This is a genomic window from Kitasatospora sp. NPDC033851 (assembly GCF_055576085.1).
On record NZ_JBVIRL010000007.1, the window covers coordinates 1 to 15,399 of the forward strand.

The window sequence follows — 15,399 nt, forward strand, 5'->3', positions numbered from 1 at the left end:
GGCTCCCAGTAGACGACTGGGTTGATAGGCCGGATATGGAAGCCCTGTGAGGGGTGGAGTTGACCGGTACTAATAGGCCGAGGGCTTGTCCTCAGTTGCTCGCGTCCACTGTGTTGTTCTGAAACAACGACCCGCCCGGAAATTTTCGGGTGTGCGGTTGACAGTTTCATAGTGTTTCGGTGGTCATAGCGTGAGGGAAACGCCCGGTTACATTCCGAACCCGGAAGCTAAGCCTTACAGCGCCGATGGTACTGCAGGGGGGACCCTGTGGGAGAGTAGGACGCCGCCGAACAATCATTCAGAAGAACCCCCATCCGGATCCCGGATGGGGGTTCTTCGCGTTTACGGACGGTTTCCGGACGGTATTTCGGGCGATGGCTCGGGCGCCGTGTCAGACCTTCAGCTTGAAACCGACGTGCGACGGCACGAACCCGAGCCGCTCGTAGAAGCGGTGTGCGTCGGTGCGGGTGGCGTCGGAGGTGAGCTGGACGAGTTCGGCGCCGAGTTCGCGGGAGCGCTCGATGGCCCACTCGATCAGGACGGTGCCGAGTCCGCTGCCGCGTTCGTCGGCGTGGATACGGACGGCCTCGATGATCGTGCGGGTGGAGCCCTGCCGGGAGAGGCCCGGGATGAGGGTCAGTTGCAGGGTGCCGACGGTCCGGCCGGCGCGGGCGGCGACGACCAGGTGCTGGTGCGGGTCGCCGTCGATGCGGGCGAAGGCGGTGCGGTAGGCAGTGAGGTCGTCGAGGTTCTCGCGGGTGGCGCCCAGCGGGTCGTCCGCGAGCATCGCCACTATTGCCGGGAGGTCCGCCTCGGTCGCCGGGCGGATCGTCACATCGGTCGTGTCGCTCATGATCAGAGAATAGAAGCCCTCTTCTTGCCCACCCTTACGTGTCTACGCCCGTAGCACCCCCTCAGGCCCCTTCTGAGGCCCGCTCCGGGGAGGGGCGATCCGGGGGAGGGGTGAGCCGGTGTCACTCCCCGGGCTCGGCACTGGTGATGACGGCGAACACCGCGCCGTGCGGGTCGGCCAGCTGGGCGAGGCGGCCGACGCCGTGGACGTCCGTGGCGGGGATCCGCACGGTCGCGCCGAGGTTGGTGGCGATGGCGAGGCCGGCGTCCGTGTTGGGGACCTCGAAGTACGGGAGCCAGTGCGAGCTGGTGCCGGCGGCGGTCTGCTCGGGGCCGAGCTGCACGATACCGCCGTGGGCGTCGTCGGTGCCGCCGCCCGCCGGGGTGAGGACGGTGTAGCTCGTGCCTTCGAACGGGACGTCCTGCTCCTGCCAGTCGAAGACGGTGCGGTAGAAGGACTTGGCGAGCTCGGCGTCGATGCTGTGGCACTCGGCCCAGCACAGGCTGCCCTCCTGGTCGACGAGGTCCAGGCCGCGGGTGTCGTGCGGCTGCCAGACGGCGAAGTCGGCGCCGGTGGGGTCGGTGTAGCCGGCCATCCGGCCCGCCGTGAAGACGTCGAAGGGGGCGAACCGGACGCGGCCGCCGGCCTTTTCGACCAGTTCGGTGGTGCGGTCGGCGTCGAGGGTGGCGAAGTACAGCGTCCAGTCGGGCCGGGCGCCTTCCTCGGTGAGCGGGCCGAGAGCGGCGACGGTCCGGCCGTCGCGCTGGAAGAAGCCGTAGCCGCCGGCCTCGGGGCCGGCCGAGGCGAAGGTCCAGCCGAACAGGGCGGTGTAGAAGTCGACGGAGGCCCGGGTGTCGGGGCTGCTCAGGTCGAGCCAGTTCGGGGAGCCGGGGCGGAAGGCGGTGTTGAGCATGTCGGCACTGCTCCTCGGACGGGGCCGGCCCGGGCGGGGCGCGGTCGACGGCCCCCCTGCCTACTCACAGCCTGGCACCTCGGCGGAGGCGCTGCACGGCAGCCTCCGGGCGTGGATCCGCGGGCTCCGGGCTGTGGGGTTGTCGGGGCCGGGCGGTACGGTGCGTAGCGGAATGATCCACCCGTACCGGTCGAAGGGGGTCCGGTGAGCAAGCAGGCGCCGTCGGAGCAGCAGCCGCGCCAGCTCGCGCAGGTCGAGGGCGTGCTGGAGCGGATCACCTACGCCAACGAGGAGACCGGCTACACGGTGGCCCGGGTGGACACCGGCCGGGGCGGGAACGATCTGCTGACCGTGGTGGGCGCGCTGTTGGGGGCGCAGGTCGGGGAGTCGCTGCGGCTGCACGGGCGATGGGGCTCGCACCCGCAGTACGGGCGGCAGTTCACGGTGGAGAACTACACGACGGTGCTGCCGGCCACCATCCAGGGGATCCAGCGGTACCTGGGCTCGGGGCTGATCAAGGGGATCGGGCCGCGGTTCGCCGAGCGGATCGTGGAGCGTTTCGGGGTGGACACCCTGGAGGTGATCGAGACCGAGCCGGGCCGGCTGATCGAGGTGCCGGGGCTGGGGCCGAAGCGGACGAAGAAGATCGCGGCGGCCTGGGAGGAGCAGAAGGCCATCAAGGAGGTGATGGTCTTCCTGCAGGGGGTCGGGGTGTCGACCTCGCTGGCTGTGCGAATCTACAAGCAGTACGGCGACGGTTCGATCGGTGTGGTGAAGAACGAGCCCTACCGGCTGGCCGGGGACGTGTGGGGCATCGGCTTCCTGACGGCGGACCGGATCGCCCAGGCGGTGGGGATCCCGCACGACAGCCCGGAGCGGGTGAAGGCCGGGCTGCAGTACGCGCTGTCGCAGAGCAGCGACCAGGGGCACTGCTTCCTGCCGGAGGAGCGGCTGATCGCGGACGGCGTGAAGCTGCTGCAGGTGGATGTCGGGCTGGTGATCGACTGCCTGGCGGAGCTGGTGGCGACCGAGGGGGTGGTGCGCGAGTCGGTGCCGGGGGAGGGCGGCGAGTCGATCACCGCGGTGTACCTGGTGCCGTTCCACCGGGCGGAGATCTCGCTGGCCAACCAGCTGCTGCGGCTGCTGCGTTCGGGCACGGACCGGATGCCCTGGTTCGCCGGGGTGGACTGGCCGGTGGCGCTGGAGTGGCTGGCGAAGCGGACCGGGGCGGAGCTGGCGCCGGAGCAGGAGCAGTCGGTGCGGCTGGCGTTGACCGAGCGGGTCGCGGTGCTGACGGGCGGTCCGGGCTGCGGCAAGTCGTTCACGGTGAAGTCGATCGTGACGCTGGCGCTGGCGAAGCGGGCCAAGGTGGTGCTGGCGGCGCCGACCGGCCGGGCGGCGAAGCGGCTGTCGGAGCTCACCGGGATGGAGGCGTCGACGGTGCACCGGCTGCTGGAGCTGAAGCCGGGCGGGGATGCCGCGTACGACCGGGACCGGCCGCTGGACGCGGACCTGGTGGTGGTCGACGAGGCCTCGATGCTGGATCTGATCCTGGCGAACAAGCTGGTCAAGGCCGTGCCGATGGGCGCTCACCTGCTGTTCGTGGGGGACGTGGACCAGTTGCCCTCGGTGGGTGCCGGGGAGGTGCTGCGGGACCTGCTGGCGGCGGGCGGGCCGATCCCGTCGGTGCGGCTGACCAGGATCTTCCGGCAGGCGCAGCAGTCGGGCGTGGTGACCAACGCGCACCGGATCAACGAGGGCAGGCCGCCCCTGACGGAGGGTCTCGCGGACTTCTTCCTGTTCGCGGAGGACGACGCGGAGCGGGCGGCCGGGCTCACGGTGGACGTGGTGGCGCGCCGGATCCCGCAGAAGTTCGGCTTCGACCCGCGCCGGGACGTCCAGGTGCTGGCTCCGATGCACCGCGGTCCGGCGGGTGCGGGGAACCTGAACACCCTGCTGCAGGGGGCGGTGACGCCGGCCCGGGAGGGCCTGGCTGAACGCCGCTTCGGTGGCCGGACGTTCAGGGTGGGGGACAAGGTCACGCAGATCCGCAACAACTACGACAAGGGGCGGAACGGGGTCTTCAACGGCACAGTGGGAGTGGTGACCGCCCTCAGCGTGGACGACCAGCGGTTGACGGTGCTCACCGACGAGGACGAGGAGGTGGGGTACGACTTCGACGAACTGGACGAGCTGGCCCACGCGTACGCGGTGACGATCCACCGCTCGCAGGGCAGTGAGTACCCGGTGGTGGTGATTCCGGTCACCATGTCCGCCTGGACGATGCTCCAGCGGAACCTGCTCTACACCGCTGTGACCAGGGCCCGGAAACTCGTGGTGCTGGTCGGGTCACGGAAGGCGATCGGACAGGCCGTACGGGCTGTCAGCGCAGGTCGGAGGCATACCGCGCTCGATCACCGGCTGACTACTGGATGATTGTCCAGCAGGATGGTTGCCTCTAATGTTCTCTTGACGTGAAGAGATTTACGGCAGAACCTAGGCTTGTGCCGATCTTGTCCGGTTCGTACCGGCTGCGGCGGCAGGTTTTGTAGGGGTGGGCCCTTTCGGGTCACCCCGGGTGCGCGGCTGTCCTCCGGATGGGGGATCGTAGAGACAGTCAGGGCACCTTGGAAGAGGATTCATTTCGTCGGTGAGGAAGACGTGAGCGACAACTCGGTAGTACTGCGGTACCAGGACGGCGAGTACGAGTACCCCGTCGTCGAGAGCACTGCGGGCAACGCCGGCTTCGACATCTCGAAGCTGCTCCCGCAGACCGGCCTGGTCACCCTGGACAACGGCTTCGGTAACACCGCCGCGTACAAGTCCGCGATCACCTTCGTGGACGGCGACAACGGCATCCTGCGGTACCGCGGCTACCCGATCGAGCAGCTCGCCTCCCAGGGCGGCTTCATCGAGACCGCGTACCTCCTGATCAACGGCGAGCTGCCCAACGCGGACCAGCTGGCGGAGTTCAGCCGCGAGATCACCCAGCACACCCTGCTGCACGAGGACGTCAAGCGCTTCTTCCAGGGCTTCCCGCGGGACGCCCACCCGATGGCCATGCTGTCCTCGGTGGTCGGCGCGCTGTCCACGTTCTACCCGGAGAGCCACAACCCGTTCGACGCGGCCCAGCGCCACCTGTCGACGGTTCGCCTGCTCGCCAAGCTGCCGACGATCGCCGCGTACGCGTACAAGAAGGCGATGGGCCAGCCCTTCGTCTACCCGCGCAACGACCTGAGCTACGTCGAGAACCTCCTGCGGATGACCTTCGCCGTCCCCGCCGAGGACTACGAGCTCAACCCGGTCGTCGTCAACGCCCTGGACAAGCTGCTCATCCTGCACGCGGACCACGAGCAGAACTGCTCGACCTCCACCGTGCGCCTGGTCGGCTCCAGCCACGCCAACCTGTTCGCCTCGATCTCGGCCGGCATCTCGGCCCTGTGGGGCCCGCTGCACGGCGGCGCCAACCAGGCGGTCCTGGAGATGCTGGAGAGCATCCAGAAGGACGGCGGCGACGTCGACTCCTTCATCACGAAGGTGAAGAACAAGGAAGCCGGCGTCAAGCTGATGGGCTTCGGTCACCGGGTCTACAAGGCGTTCGACCCGCGTGCCGCCCAGGTCAAGCTGCTCGCGCACGAGGTCCTCGGCCAGCTCGGCAAGAGCGACGAGCTGCTGGAGATCGCGCTCAAGCTGGAGGAGCACGCCCTCAAGGACGACTTCTTCATCTCGCGCAAGCTGTACCCGAACGTGGACTTCTACACCGGCCTGATCTACCGCGCCATGGGCTTCCCGACCAGCATGTTCACCGTGCTGTTCGCCCTCGGCCGGCTGCCGGGCTGGATCGCCCACTGGCACGAGATGATCAACGACCCGACCAGCCGGATCGGCCGTCCGCGCCAGATCTACACCGGCACCGCGATCCGCGACTACGTCCCGCTCGAGGGCCGCTGACCACGCGCGCGACGACGCCGACGACGGGCTCCGGCCCGGACGGAAGCTGAAAGGGGCCCGGTTGCCGTCTGAGCGACCGGGCCCCTTCGCGTCCCCGCGCCGTACCCCCGGAGGGGGCCGCGCGAAGACGGAACCGTACGACGCACGACTCCGGGGCCGGCCGCAGCCGTGGACGGCCGCTCAAAGCGTCCCTGGCCCGCCAGAACCCCGGCGCCGTGCGCGAAGGCCGTCGAGGACGACGACCGTTCCCGGGGCCCGCCGGAGCCCCGTCGGCGGCAGCCGATGCAAGCGCGGGGACACATTGCCGTTCAGTGTGTCCTCGCCCACCGGAAAAACTGCCGCACTACCAACCTAAGACGTATCAGGGTGCGAGAAGTTACGCCCGGGGGGTGTGAGCTGCCTCTCGCCACGCTCCGTGTGCGCGTCGTACCCCGCCCATACCACACCTTCACTCGGGCGGGACGTCACCCTCCCCGCAGTCACGGCAACCGAGCGTGATAGGAATCGTGGCATTCCGGTACGGACCGTCGCGCACACTCGCAGCGCGACGGCGGAACTGGGGAGGGAGTGCGCAGATGGCCAGGAACGTCGTCGTCACCGGCGGTGGCACGGGAATCGGGTACGAAGTCGCGCGGCGGTTCGCCGAGCTGGACGACCACGTGGTGATCGTGGGCCGCCGCCGGGCGGTCCTGGAGAAGGCCGCGGCCGACCTCGGACCGAACGTCACCCCGCTGGTGTGCGACCTCGCCGACCCGGATGCCGTGGAGGACGCCCTTCGCGAACTGCCCGAGCAGATCGACGTCCTGGTCAACAACGCCGGCAGCCGGGAGACCGTGGTCGGCGGCGGGCCGCACGCCCTGCTGGCCCGCTGGCGCGGCGACTTCGAGCGCAACGTGCTGACCGTGGTGCTGCTCACCGAGTCGATCCGCGACCGGCTCACCCCCGGCTCCGGCCGCGTGGTCACCATCAGCTCCATCGCCGCCCTGCGCGGGGCCGGCTCGTACGGCGCGGCGAAGGCCTCGCTGCACGCCTGGAACCACTTCCTGGCCGCCCAGTTGGGCACCTCGGGCATCACCGCCAACATCGTCGCGCCGGGGACGGTCAGCGGCACCGAGTTCTTCGGGCCGCGGCTGGACGAGGCCGAGGTGGCCCGGCGCGCGGCCCGCACCCTGCTCGGCCGGATCGGGGAGAGCGGCGAGGTCGCGGCGGCCGTGCACTTCCTCGCCTCGCCCGAGGCCGGGTTCATCACCGGCGAGATCCTGCACTGCAACGGTGGCGAGCTGCTGGGACGTTGACGTACGGCGAGGGGCCCGGACCGACGGCGGTCCGGGCCTTCGCGTTGTGCGGGGTCAGAGCTCAGGGGGGTCGTCCCGGGTCAGGGCTCAGGCGGGTCGGAAGCGGCGCAGGCGCAGGCTGTTGGTGACCACGAAGACCGAGGAGAAGGCCATCGCGGCCCCGGCGATCATCGGGTTGAGCAGTCCGGCGGCGGCCAGCGGGATCGCCGCCACGTTGTAGCCGAAGGCCCAGCACAGGTTGCCCCTGATGGTGGCGAGGGTGCGGCGGGAGAGCCGGATGGCGTCGGCCACCGAGCGTAGGTCGCCGCGGACCAGGGTGAGGTCGCCGGCCTCGATCGCGGCGTCGGTGCCGGTGCCCATCGCCAGGCCCAGGTCGGCCTGGGCGAGCGCGGCGGCGTCGTTGACGCCGTCGCCGACCATCGCGACGACCCTGCCCTCGGCCTGCAGTCGCTCGACCGTCGCGACCTTGTCCTCGGGGAGCACCTCGGCGATCACGTCCGGTGCGGGAATGCCGATCTCGGCCGCGACCGCCTCGGCGACCGCACGGTGGTCTCCGGTCAGCAGCACCGGGCGCAGGCCCAGCGCGCGGAGCCGGGTGATCGCCTCGGCGCTGGTCGGCTTGACCGTGTCGGCGACCTCGAGGACGGCCCGGGCCTCGCCGTCCCAGCCGACCGCGACGGCGGTGCGGCCGGCCGCCTCGGCGGCGGCCTTGGCGCGGGCCAGCGGGGGCGGCAGGTGCAGCGCCCGGTCGGCGAGCAGGGCCTCGTGCCCGGCGACCACCGTGCGGCCCGCCACGACGCCCTCCACGCCCCGGCCGGGGACGGCGCGGAAGCCCTCGACCGGCGGTAGCTCGCCCGTCCGCTCGGTGGCGGCCGCGGTGATGGCGGCGGCGATCGGGTGTTCGGAGGCGTGTTCGACGGCGCCGGCCAGGCGCAGCGCCTCGGCCTCGGTGGTGGTGTCGGTGGTGTGGACGGCGAGCAGCGTCATCCGGCCGGTGGTGACGGTGCCGGTCTTGTCCAGGACGACGGTGTCCACCGCGCGGGTGGACTCCAGGACCTCGGGGCCCTTGATCAGGATCCCGAGCTGGGCGCCGCGGCCGGTGCCGACCAGCAGCGCGGTCGGGGTGGCCAGGCCCAGCGCGCAGGGGCAGGCGATGATCAGGACGGCCACGGCGGCGGTGAAGGCCTCGGTCGGGCTGTCGGTGACCAGCAGCCAGGTGACCAGGGTGGCCAGGGCGATCAGGATGACGGCGGGGACGAAGACGGCGGAGACCCGGTCGGCCAGCCGCTGGGCGGCTGCCTTGCCGTTCTGGGCCTCCTCGACCAGCCGGGCCATCCGGGCCAGCCGGGTGTCGGCGCCGACCCGGGTGGCCTCGACCACCAGGCGGCCCCCGGCGTTGACGGTGGCGCCGGTGACGGGATCGCCGACGGTGACCTCGACCGGGACGGACTCGCCGGTGAGCATCGAGGCGTCCACGGCGGAGCTGCCCTCGGCCACCACGCCGTCGGTGGCGATCTTCTCCCCGGGGCGGACCACGAAGCGCATGCCGACGGTCAGCCGGTCCACCGGCAGGCTCACCTCGCGGCCTCCTCGCAGGACCGCGACGTCCTTGGCGCCGAGGTCGAGCAGGGCGCGCAGCGCGGCGCCCGCCCGGCGCTTGGAGCGGGCCTCCAGGCAGCGGCCGAGCAGGATCAGCACGGTGACGGCGGCGGCGGTCTCCAGGTAGAGCGCGGAGGAGGGGTCGGTGTCGCCGACGGAGAGCGAGAAGTCGTGGCGCATCCCGGGCAGGCCGGCGTGGCCCCAGAACAGCGCCCAGAACGACCAGCCGAAGGCGGCCAGGGTGCCGAGCGAGACCAGGGTGTCCATGGTGGCGGCGCCGTGCTTGAGGTTGGTCCAGGCGGCGCGGTGGAACGGCAGACCGCCGTACACCACGACCGGGCCGGTGAGCGCGAAGGCCAGCCACTGCCAGTTCGTGAACTGCAGGGCCGGGACCATCGACAGCAGGACCACCGGGACGCTGAGCACGGCGCCGATCAGCAGCCGGTCGCGGAGGGGGTCGGCGGCGGGCTGCTCGGGCGCGGCGGCGGGACCGGCCGGCACGGCACCGGTCGGCTCGGGACCGGCCGGCGTGGGGGCGGCGGGCGCCGGGGGCGGGGGGAGCTCGGCGGTGTAGCCGGTGCGCTCGACCGTGGCGATCAGGTCCGCCACCGTGACCCCGGGGCCGTAGTCGACCCGGGCCTTCTCGGTGGCGAAGTTGACGGTCGCCTCGACGCCGTCCAGCCGGTTGAGCTTCTTCTCGATCCGGGCCGCGCAGGAGGCGCAGGTCATCCCGCCGATCGACAGCTCGACCCGGTCCCGGGCCTCGAGGTCCGGGGCGGACGTGCTCATGCGGATCAGCTCCTTGCTGGGCTTACGGCGGGGCCGCTGGTCCGGCCCCGCCGTACCTCGGTGGTTCAGGCGCTGCGGCCGACCAGCTCGTAGCCGGCCTCGTCGACGGCGGCGCGGACCTGCTCGTCCTCCAAGGGCGCGGCGGAGGAGACCGTCACGGTCCCGGCCTTGGCGTCGGCGGCGACCTCGGTGACACCGGCGAGGGCGGAGAGCTCCTCGCTGATCGCCTTCTCGCAGTGGCCGCAGCTCATGCCGGACACGGTGTAGGTGATGGTGCTGGACATCGGGGCCTCCGGAAGATCGGTGCGGGTTCCTACGATGATGACACCATACCCCTGTGGGGTATTCCGTAGGGTGGCGGGGGAGGTGCATCGCATCGTAGGCGACGGGGTGGGCGGGTGGGTGTCGTGATCGTCCCTTATGTTCGATATGTGTTTCCGATCCGCCGCGCCCAGTCCCCCTCGGCTCCCAAGGCAGCCGGACTGCCGCCGGACCGGCAGCGCGGCGCCCTGCTGGCCGCCGACCTCCAGGACGTGCCGCTCTGGCGGCGCGCCGCCCCGTCGCTGCTCGCCATCCTGCTGGTCGCGCTCGCGGACTTCCTCTCCGGCAAGGACCGCTACCTCGCCCCGCTGATGACCGTCGTGCCGGCCATCGCGGCACTGACCCTGCGGCCCCGCGAGCTGCTCGCGGTCTGCTCGCTCGGGCTGCTCGCGGTGTTCGGGCTCAGCCACTACGACGAGGTCGACAACATCAACGACGCGCGTTTCCTCTACGGCGCGATGGTCAGCTACCTGGTGCTGACGCTGTTCTCGGCCTGGGTCGCCAAGATCCGGATGCGGCGCGCGGCGGCCTTCGCGGCCGTCAGCTCCGTCGCCGAGGCCGCCCAGCGGGCACTGCTCCGGCTGCCCGGACCGGTCGTCGGACCGCTGCGGCTGGCCGTCCGGTACGTGTCGGCGGCGGACGCCTCGCGGATCGGCGGGGACCTGTACTCGGTCCTGGAGACACCGCACGGGACCCGGGTCGCGGTCGGCGACGTCCGGGGCAAGGGGCTCGCGGCGGTGCAGACCGCGGCCGTGGTGCTGGGCGCGTTCCGCGAGGCCGCGTACGACGAGGCCGAGCTGCGGGGCGTCGCCGCGCGGATCGAGGCCAGCGTCGAACGGCACGTGCCGGCCGGGGAGTTCACCACGGCGCTGTTCGCGGAATTCCGCACGCCCGGGGCGATGGAACTGCTGCAGTACGGGCACGTGCCGCCGATCCGGGTCGACGGCGACGGACGGGCCCACGTCCTGGACGCGCCCGACCCGTGGGTGCCGCTGGGCCTCGGCCGACTGGCCACCGGGGAACCGACCACCTGGGGGCAGCCGTTCGGGCCGGAGGACGTGCTGGTGCTCTGCACGGACGGGGTGATCGAGGCGCGCCACCGGACGAGCGGGGAGTTCTATCCGCTGGCGGAGCGGGTCGGGGCGCTGGTGCGGGGAGCCGCGCGCTCGGCGGGGGAGCTGGAGGCGGCGGTGGGGCGGGTGTACGGGGACCTGATGGCGCACACCGGCGGGGACCTGCGGGACGACGCGTTGTTGCTGCTGATCGCGCGGACGGACGGTTGATCGGCGGCCGGCGGCCGGCGGCCGGCGGGTGCGGCCGGGGTTCGGGGGGTGCGGCCGGGGTTCGGGGGGTGCGGCCGGGGTTCGGGGGGCGTGGTGCGGGCGGGGGTCTGGTCGGGGCGAGGTTCCCCGCGCCCCGGTCGGGGCGCGGGGAGAAGAGGGGCGAGGGGGTGGGTGGGGCTCAGGCGTGGGCGATGGTGTCGGTGAGGGTGTCGGCGAGGGCGCGGAAGATGAGGGCGGTGGAGGTGGCGCCGGGGTCCTGGTGGCCGATGCTGCGTTCGCCGAGGTAGGAGGCGCGGCCCTTGCGGGCCCGGAGGGGGACGGTGTCGCGGGCGCCCTGTTCGGCGGCGTCGGCGGCCGCGCCGGCGGCCTCGGGGAGGGTGGCGCCCTTGGCGGCCGCGGCGCGGAAGGCGGCGACGGCCGGGGTCCAGGCGTCCACGATGGTCTTGTCCCCGGGTTCGGCCTTGCCGAGGAGGCGGACGGCGTCCAGCCCGGCGGACAGTGCCTCGGCGAGGGCGGCCGGGTCGGCGGGCCCGGGCAAGGCGGCGCCGATGGCGCGGAAGGCCTTGCCGTAGAGCGGGCCGGAGGCGCCGCCGACCTTGGAGATGAGCGTGGTGCCGGTCTTGGTGAGGACGGCGCCGGGCCCGGCCGGCCGGAGGCCGTCGAGGGCGGTGAGGGCGGCCGCGAAGCCGCGCCGGAGGTTGCTGCCGTGGTCGCCGTCGCCGATCGCCGAGTCCAGCTCGGTGAGCCGGGACTGCTCCTTCTCGACGGCCGCGGCGATCCCGCGGATCCAGGCCTCGGCCGGCGTGGTGTCGAACATCGGGGTGCCGGACATCGGGGTGTCGGGGTCCATCGCGGATCCTCCTCAGGCCCGCTTGAGGGCGGGGGTGTCGACCGGGGCGTCCCAGAGCTCCAGCAGCTGGGTGTCGGCCTTGGTCAGGGTGAGCGAGAAGCCCGCCATGTCGAGGCTGGTCACGTAGTTGCCGACCAGGCTGCGGGCCACCGTGATGCCGCGCTCGGCGAGCCGGGCGGCGACCTCCCCGTAGACCACGTACAGCTCCAGCAGCGGGGTGGCGCCCAGGCCGTTGAGGAGCGCGATCACCTCGTCGCCCGGGGTCAGGTGGTGGTCGGCCAGGATGGTCTCGACGACCTCGGCGGCCAGCTCGCGGGCCGGGCGGAGTCTCTCCCGGCGCCGGCCGGGTTCGCCGTGGATGCCGACGCCGACCTCGATCTCGTCCTCGGGCAGGTCGAAGCCGGGCTTGCCGGCGGCCGGGACGGTGGCGGCGGTGAGCGCGATCGCGAAGGAGCGGGAGGCGGCGTTGACCCGTTCGCCCAGGGCGGCCACCTCGTCCAGCGGGGCGCCGCGCTCGGCCAGTGCGCCGGCGGTCTTCTCGACCAGCACGGTGGCGCCGGTGCCGCGGCGGCCGGCCGTCCAGGTGGAGTCCTCGACCGCGACGTCGTCGTTGACCAGGACGGTGCGGACCTCCAGGCCCTCCTCGGCGGCCAGTTCGGCGGCGAGCTCGAAGTTCATCACGTCGCCGGTGTAGTTCTTCACGACGAAGACGACGCCGGCGCCGTTCTCCACCGCTTTGGCGGCGGCCAGCATCTGGTCCGGAACGGGGGACGTGAACACCTCGCCCGGGCAGGCGGCGTCGAGCATGCCGGGGCCGACGAAGCCGCCGTGCAGCGGCTCGTGGCCGGAGCCGCCACCGGAGATCAGCGCGACCTTGGGCCCGGCCGGGCGGGCGGCCCGGGTGATCACCCGGTTCGGGATGTCCACCGTCAGCTCCGGATGGGCGGCGGCGAAGCCGGCCAGGGCGTCCTCCAGGACGCTCTCCGGGGTGTTGATCAGCTTCTTCAACGCTCTTCGCTCCCTTGGTGAGGACGCAACAGCCTGCCCCGACGCTACGCCAGACGGGGGTGGTGGGCACGGGGTGCGACACGCACGATTCCGGTCACTCTCCCGGAGCAGTGGGACCGGACCGTAGGGTCGACGGCATGAGCGAAAACGTGGGCATTGTTCTGGTCTCGCACAGCGCCCGGCTCGCGGACGGGCTGCGCGAGCTGCTCGGCGAACTCGCCCCGGACGGCGTACGGGTGGTGGTCGCGGGCGGGACGGAGGACGGCGGGCTCGGCACCAGCTACGAGCTGATCGCCGGGGCGATCGCGCGGGCGGACGGCGGGGCGGGCGTGGTCGTGCTGCCGGACCTCGGCAGCTCGGTGCTCACCGCCGTCACGGTGCTGGAGGACGAGCCGCGCCCGGGCGTGAAGCTGGTGGACGCGCCGTTCGTGGAGGGCGCGGTGGCCGCCGCCGTCACCGCCTCGACCGGGGCGAGGCTGGCCGAGGTGGTCGCGGCGGCCGAGGACGCGCGGGGATTCCGGAAGCTCTGATCCCGCAAGCTCTGATCCCGCAAGCCCTGATCCCGCAAGCCCTGATCCCGGAAGCCCTGATCCCGGCCGCGGTGGCGCTGCTCGGCGTCGGCTACCGGCGTCGGCTGCTCGGCGTCGGCTACTTGGCGTCGGCGTAGCAGTCCACCACCGCCGTGGTGAGCGGGAAGCGCACCGGGGTGTCGCCGAACACCAGGCGGCGGGCCTCGTCGGCGGCCTCGGCGACGGCGGCGGCCACCTCGTCGGCCAGGTTGGCCGGGGTGTGCACCACCACCTCGTCGTGCTGGAAGAACACCAGGTGCGGGCGGTCCGCCGGGCCGGCCGCCGGCAGTTCGGCCAGCCGCCGGCGCAGCGCCGCGAGCAGGGCGAGGGCCCAGTCGGCGGCGCTGGCCTGGATGACGAAGTTGCGGGTGAAGCGGCCGCGGGCGCGGGCCGTGCGGCCGCCGGCCTCGCCCGCCGTGTCGGCCTCGGTGAGGTCGAGGAAGTCGGCGGAGGCCGGCGGGCAGACCCGGCCCAGCCGGGAGGCGACCACGCCGCCGTCCTCGCCGGTGCGGGCGGCGGCCTCGACGTAGCCCATCGCGGCCGGGTAGCGGCGGCGCAGGGTGTTCAGCAGCGGGCCGATGTCGCCGCTGGTCTGCCCGTACATGGCGCCGAGCAGGCCGAGCTTGGCCTTCTCCCGGTCGCCCTGGAAGGCGGTGGCGGCGAGCGCCTCGTACAGGTCGCCGCCGGCCGCGGTGCGGGCCAGCCCGGCGTCCTGGGAGAGCGCGGCGAGCACCCGGGGCTCCAGCTGGGCGGCGTCGGCGACCACCAGCAGCCAGCCCGGGTCGGCGACCACGGCCCGGCGCAGGATGCGCGGGATCTGCAGGGCGCCGCCGCCGCGGCTGGCCCAGCGGCCGGAGACCACGCCGCCGACCACGTACTCGGGCCGGAAGCGGCCGCCGCGGACCCAGGCATCCTGCCAGGCCCAGCCGTGCGCGACGTGGATCCGGGAGAGCTCCTTGTAGCGGATGAGCAGCTGGGCGGCCGGGTGGTCGATGCCCTTGAGCTCCCAGGAGCGGGTGGAGCCGAGCTGGATGCCCGCGTCGGCGAAGGCGCGCAGCACCTGGGTGTGCGAGTCGGGGTTGAACGGTTTGCCGCCGAGGGCCTGCTGGAGTTCGGCGGCGAGGTCGGCGAGCAGCCGCGGCTGGGTGCCGGGGACGGTCGGGCGGGGGCCGAGGAGTTCGGTCAGCAGCCGGTCGTGGACGTCGGTGCGCCAGGGCAGGCCGTCGTGCGCGATCTCGGCGGCCACCAGGGCGCCGGCCGATTCGGCGGCGACCAGCAGCCGGAACCGCTGCCGGGCGCCCGGGTCGGCGATCGCGGCGATCCGGCGCTGCTGCTCCGCGTGGACGGCGACCACGGCGGCCAACGGGTCGGCGCCGGGCGGAAGTTGCAGCCGGTCGGGGGCGAACAGGGTGTCCTGGCCGCCGTCGGCCTCGGCCAGGCCGGGCTCGGGCAGGTCCGCCGGGACGGGCAGGCCGCGCAGCCGGGACCAGGCGGCGCCGAGCGAGCGGGGCGCGCCGAACCTGCCCTCGTGCGCCAGCAGCAGGGCCTCGACCAGCCGCAGGTCGTGGCAGCGGGCGAGCCGGTCGGGCAGGCGCGCCAGCAGCGGGGCGTACGCGGAGTCGGCGGCGGCCCAGACCCAGCGGGGCCCCGGCGGACGATCGCTCCCGGCGGCCTCCCGGGCGGCGACCGCGGCCGCGAGGTCGCGGACGGTCTCGGGCGGGCCGAGCGGGGCGCCCGCGTCGTCCAGCGGCTGGAGCCGGCCGCCGGGGCCGTGCGGGTCGGGCGCGAGGGCGGTCCTGGGTGCCACGGGGGCTGCTCCTCTCCGGCGCGCGGTGGGGCGTGCGGGTACGGGCACGGGTGTGCGGGCCTACGGATGTGCGGCTTACGGGTGTGCGGGCTTGCGGCCGCACGGACCACAAGGCTGCTGAGCTGACGTTAACGGGTGGGTACGACAACGGGTGGAGGGCC

Annotated in this window: 12 protein-coding genes and 1 rRNA gene; 6 read left to right on the plus strand and 7 right to left on the minus strand. The window is 72.9% G+C overall.

Annotated elements, in window-relative coordinates; all coding sequences use genetic code 11:
* Positions 1–175 precede the first annotated feature (175 nt).
* Positions 176–292, plus strand: a 5S ribosomal RNA gene (gene rrf, locus ACZ51D_RS15505).
* A gap of 99 nt (positions 293–391) precedes the next feature.
* On the opposite strand, the gene ACZ51D_RS15510 is transcribed toward rrf, so the two are convergent.
* Positions 392–853, minus strand: a complete 462-nt coding sequence (locus ACZ51D_RS15510) for a GNAT family N-acetyltransferase (RefSeq protein WP_465662527.1) — start codon at positions 851–853, stop codon at positions 392–394.
* Between the two features lie 121 nt (positions 854–974).
* Entirely contained in the window at positions 975–1,766 is a 792-nt protein-coding gene (locus ACZ51D_RS15515; protein WP_360503583.1) for a VOC family protein, read from the minus strand.
* 204 nt (positions 1,767–1,970) lie between these two features.
* Here ACZ51D_RS15515 and recD2 point away from each other — a divergent pair, with 204 nt between their 5' ends.
* From recD2 to ACZ51D_RS15530, 3 genes are all read left to right on the plus strand, one after another.
* On the plus strand, positions 1,971–4,202 hold the full coding sequence (recD2, locus tag ACZ51D_RS15520) for an SF1B family DNA helicase RecD2 (RefSeq protein ID WP_465622946.1): 2,232 nt from the start codon (positions 1,971–1,973) through the stop codon (positions 4,200–4,202).
* A gap of 225 nt (positions 4,203–4,427) precedes the next feature.
* A complete protein-coding gene (locus tag ACZ51D_RS15525) occupies positions 4,428–5,717 on the plus strand; it encodes a citrate synthase (RefSeq protein WP_465622948.1) in 1,290 nt (429 codons plus the stop codon).
* A gap of 575 nt (positions 5,718–6,292) precedes the next feature.
* Positions 6,293–7,012 carry an SDR family NAD(P)-dependent oxidoreductase gene (locus tag ACZ51D_RS15530; protein ID WP_360503574.1) on the plus strand — a complete coding sequence of 240 codons (720 nt, stop codon included), beginning with the start codon at positions 6,293–6,295 and terminating at the stop codon, positions 7,010–7,012.
* An 87-nt stretch (positions 7,013–7,099) separates the two neighbouring features.
* On the opposite strand, the gene ACZ51D_RS15535 is transcribed toward ACZ51D_RS15530, so the two are convergent.
* A complete protein-coding gene (locus ACZ51D_RS15535; RefSeq protein WP_465662529.1) occupies positions 7,100–9,400 on the minus strand; it encodes a heavy metal translocating P-type ATPase in 2,301 nt (766 codons plus the stop codon).
* A 65-nt stretch (positions 9,401–9,465) separates the two neighbouring features.
* The gene (locus ACZ51D_RS15540; protein WP_360503569.1) at positions 9,466–9,684 is read right to left on the minus strand and encodes a heavy-metal-associated domain-containing protein; all 219 of its coding nucleotides are present in this window, start codon (positions 9,682–9,684) and stop codon (positions 9,466–9,468) included.
* A gap of 147 nt (positions 9,685–9,831) precedes the next feature.
* Between ACZ51D_RS15540 and ACZ51D_RS15545 the strand changes: the two genes are divergently transcribed.
* The gene (locus ACZ51D_RS15545) at positions 9,832–11,004 is read left to right on the plus strand and encodes a PP2C family protein-serine/threonine phosphatase (protein ID WP_465622954.1); all 1,173 of its coding nucleotides are present in this window, start codon (positions 9,832–9,834) and stop codon (positions 11,002–11,004) included.
* Positions 11,005–11,182: 178 nt separating this feature from the next.
* Here the strand turns inward: ACZ51D_RS15545 and dhaL are convergent, their stop codons facing one another.
* Together dhaL and dhaK are read right to left on the minus strand one after the other, a co-directional pair.
* Entirely contained in the window at positions 11,183–11,854 is a 672-nt protein-coding gene (gene dhaL / locus ACZ51D_RS15550) for a dihydroxyacetone kinase subunit DhaL (protein WP_465662531.1), read from the minus strand.
* A gap of 12 nt (positions 11,855–11,866) precedes the next feature.
* Positions 11,867–12,862 carry a dihydroxyacetone kinase subunit DhaK gene (gene dhaK / locus ACZ51D_RS15555; protein WP_465662533.1) on the minus strand — a complete coding sequence of 332 codons (996 nt, stop codon included), beginning with the start codon at positions 12,860–12,862 and terminating at the stop codon, positions 11,867–11,869.
* Between the two features lie 137 nt (positions 12,863–12,999).
* On the opposite strand from dhaK, the gene dhaM reads away from it, so the two are divergent.
* The gene (gene dhaM, locus ACZ51D_RS15560; RefSeq protein WP_465662535.1) at positions 13,000–13,392 is read left to right on the plus strand and encodes a dihydroxyacetone kinase phosphoryl donor subunit DhaM; all 393 of its coding nucleotides are present in this window, start codon (positions 13,000–13,002) and stop codon (positions 13,390–13,392) included.
* 118 nt (positions 13,393–13,510) lie between these two features.
* Here the strand turns inward: dhaM and ACZ51D_RS15565 are convergent, their stop codons facing one another.
* Positions 13,511–15,238: a bifunctional 3'-5' exonuclease/DNA polymerase gene (locus ACZ51D_RS15565; protein ID WP_465662537.1), complete on the minus strand. Its 1,728-nt coding sequence runs from the start codon at positions 15,236–15,238 to the stop codon at positions 13,511–13,513.
* Positions 15,239–15,399: the final 161 nt, after the last annotated feature.

What these genes read in the sequence shown, in the direction of transcription:
- ACZ51D_RS15510 (WP_465662527.1), bottom strand. Translation starts at nt 853, where the DNA reads ATGAGCGACACGACCGATGTGACGATCCGCCCGGCGACCGAGGCGGAC.
- ACZ51D_RS15515 (WP_360503583.1), bottom strand. Translation starts at nt 1,766, where the DNA reads ATGCTCAACACCGCCTTCCGCCCCGGCTCCCCGAACTGGCTCGACCTG.
- ACZ51D_RS15540 (WP_360503569.1), bottom strand. Translation starts at nt 9,684, where the DNA reads ATGTCCAGCACCATCACCTACACCGTGTCCGGCATGAGCTGCGGCCAC.
- dhaL (WP_465662531.1), bottom strand. Translation starts at nt 11,854, where the DNA reads ATGGACCCCGACACCCCGATGTCCGGCACCCCGATGTTCGACACCACG.
- ACZ51D_RS15530 (WP_360503574.1), top strand. Translation starts at nt 6,293, where the DNA reads ATGGCCAGGAACGTCGTCGTCACCGGCGGTGGCACGGGAATCGGGTAC.
- dhaM (WP_465662535.1), top strand. Translation starts at nt 13,000, where the DNA reads ATGAGCGAAAACGTGGGCATTGTTCTGGTCTCGCACAGCGCCCGGCTC.
- ACZ51D_RS15535 (WP_465662529.1), bottom strand. Translation starts at nt 9,400, where the DNA reads ATGAGCACGTCCGCCCCGGACCTCGAGGCCCGGGACCGGGTCGAGCTG.